4 protein-coding genes are annotated in these 2,319 nt (G+C 62.1%); 3 read left to right on the top strand and 1 reads right to left on the bottom strand.

Going from position 1 to position 2,319, the window contains the following annotated elements; all coding sequences use genetic code 11:
- The first annotated feature begins 86 nt into the window (after window positions 1-86).
- The 3 genes from VKT51_06235 to VKT51_06225 are packed head-to-tail and all read left to right on the top strand — an operon-like array spanning window position 87 to window position 1,794.
- A complete protein-coding gene (locus VKT51_06235) occupies window positions 87-302 on the top strand; it encodes a KGG domain-containing protein (protein ID HLJ83750.1) in 216 nt (71 codons plus the stop codon).
- 53 nt (window positions 303-355) lie between these two features.
- Window positions 356-658 (top strand): hypothetical protein, encoded by a 303-nt coding sequence (locus VKT51_06230; GenBank protein HLJ83749.1) that lies wholly within the window; start codon window positions 356-358, stop codon window positions 656-658.
- Window positions 659-708: 50 nt separating this feature from the next.
- Window positions 709-1,794 (top strand): bifunctional phosphoglucose/phosphomannose isomerase, encoded by a 1,086-nt coding sequence (locus tag VKT51_06225; GenBank protein ID HLJ83748.1) that lies wholly within the window; start codon window positions 709-711, stop codon window positions 1,792-1,794.
- A gap of 27 nt (window positions 1,795-1,821) precedes the next feature.
- Here the strand turns inward: VKT51_06225 and VKT51_06220 are convergent.
- Window positions 1,822-2,319 (bottom strand): hypothetical protein (locus VKT51_06220; GenBank protein ID HLJ83747.1); only part of this gene is annotated, 498 nt, incomplete at its 5' end.

The following is a 2,319-nucleotide window of genomic DNA, read 5'->3' as shown; positions in this document are numbered from 1 at the left end:
GAGGTGTTTAGCGGATGCAGGCAAGCGGGTACACACTGTATCGAAGGCTCATCGCCTCGCAATTTAATTAAAGGAACGATACCAGAATGAATAACGATGGTGGAATGACCGTTCGCGAAGCTGGGAAAAAAGGCGGCGACGTCGTCAAGACCAAGTACGGCCCGGAATTTTACGTGGAGATCGGCCGCAAAGGCGGCGAGAGCACCAAACGCCGCCACGGATCGCAGTTTTACGAAGAGATCGGCCATAAGGGCGGCCAGCGGGTCAAACGCTACATCGAGGACGGTCGCAGCACGGAGTAGCTTGCGCTGACCGGCGCGATTCCTTCGTATGAAACCTTGAGCGCCTGCTCACGATGAACGAAGAGCGCCCCGCGGGCAAGAAACGATCGCAAGAACTCTCCGTCCGAGAAGCGGGAAAGCGCGGCGGCGACGCCGTGCGCGCCAAATACGGTCCGAGCTTCTACGAAGAGATCGGGCGCAAAGGCGGCAAGTCGACGAAGCAGCGGCACGGCTCCGGTTTCTTTGAGAACATCGGCCAAAAAGGCGGCAATGCCGTCAAAGACAAGTACGGCCAGACGTTCTACGAAGAGATCGGTCACAAGGGCGGCCAGAAAGTGAAGCGGCTCATCGAAGAGGCCAAACGCGCCGCCCGATAGCACGCTCATCCCGGCGAGGAGCCGGGTTCTCTCCTGTGGCATGAGGCCGCATGCAGCGAATCGATAACGTATTAGACGCGCCCTCGTACGCCAAGATCGACGCGCAGGATATGCTGGGCGCGATCCTCGGCTTGCCGGAGCAGGTCGACAACGCGAAGACGATCGCGCTGGGCGCTTCGCTGGACGGCGTCGCCAAGCAGCGTTACCGCGCGCTCGTCATCACTGGCCTCGGCGGCTCCGCCATCGGCGGCGATTTCTTGCGCACGACCTACGAACCGGAGCTCACCTGCCCGGTGACGGTGGTGCGCGACTACCACCTTCCAGCCTACGTCGGACCGGACACTCTGGTCTTCGCCTGCAGCAACTCGGGCAACACGGAAGAGACGCTAGCGTGCTACGCTGCGGCGCGTACCGCCGGCGCGGCCATCGTCGCCTTCAGCACCGGAGGAAAACTCGGCGAACAAGCTCGCGCCGACAAAGTTCCGCTCGTGCAGTTCCCGGGGGGATTGCAACCCCGCGCCGCGGTGGGATACTCGTTCATTCCGTTGATCGTCGCGGCCGCGCGGCTCGGCCTCATCCCCGAGACGCTGATCGACGACATCGATGAAGCCAGTGCGGTGTTGCGAGCGGTGCGCAATGAGTGCGCGCCGGACGTGCCCGTTCGCGAGAACGAAGCCAAGCAGCTCGCCGAGTCGTGGCTCGGCAAGATCCCAGTGATCTACGGATCGCAAGGCGAGCGTGGTGTGGCCGCGTATCGCTGGAAAACGCAGATCAACGAAAACGCCAAAGCGTACGCGGTGGCCAATGTGTTTCCCGAGCTCAATCATAACGAGACGGTGGGATGGAGCGGCTCGCGCACGCAGGGCGATCCGGAAAAGAATCTCAGCGTGGTGATCCTGCGCGACGATCGCGAGCCGCGCCAGATCGAGCGGCGAGTCACACTCACCAAGCAGATCATCGCGCGGCGTGCGGACGCCATCAAAGAGGTCTGGGCCCGTGGCGGCTCTGCGGTCTCACGCATGTTGTCGCTCGTGTACGTCGGCGACTTCGCTTCCTTCTATCTCGCGATCGCCTACGGCGAAGACCCCACGCCGGTGCGCGTCATCGACTGGCTGAAAGGCGAATTGGCGAAATAAGCACCAAGGCGGCCGGGGCGCGTCGGGTTAGCCGTTCGCGTGGATCGAAGTTTGCCCCAAGGACGACTCGCCGGTGAGGAAATTCCAGGTCAGCCGCGCGCTGGTCATCTCATAACCTTTATATCTGACGTGCACGGGTTCCGGACAGGTGAGCAATTGCAGGGGGTTGTTCCATGCGACGGTCGTCGTCTTGATGTCCTCGAGGTCATTTTTTCGCACGCTCCAGATGTGCACCCCGCCGTAGCCGGTGTAGTTCTGGGTGCGCAAATCGAGGGTTAGGTTACTGGCGGTCAGCTTGAATGCCGGTGCGCCGTGCAAGAAATAGGTCGCATTGCGCACGTGGTGATAGGTGGTCACCATGCCGTCGGTCGAGATGTCGGAGCTGTCTGCGCTGAAACGCCAGCCGACCTGGTTGCCGCGCGCGCCTTGTCCGACGATGCGGCTCATCTCGAGTTGCTGTTGGTTGCCGCCGCCGGCGTTGTCCGGCGTGAGCAGCGCGCTGATCAAGAAATACGCGATGGCGGC

Source organism: Candidatus Eremiobacteraceae bacterium (genome assembly GCA_035295225.1).
Classification (GTDB): domain Bacteria; phylum Vulcanimicrobiota; class Vulcanimicrobiia; order Eremiobacterales; family Eremiobacteraceae; genus JABCYQ01.
This window is presented reverse-complemented; position numbering and strand designations above follow the sequence as displayed.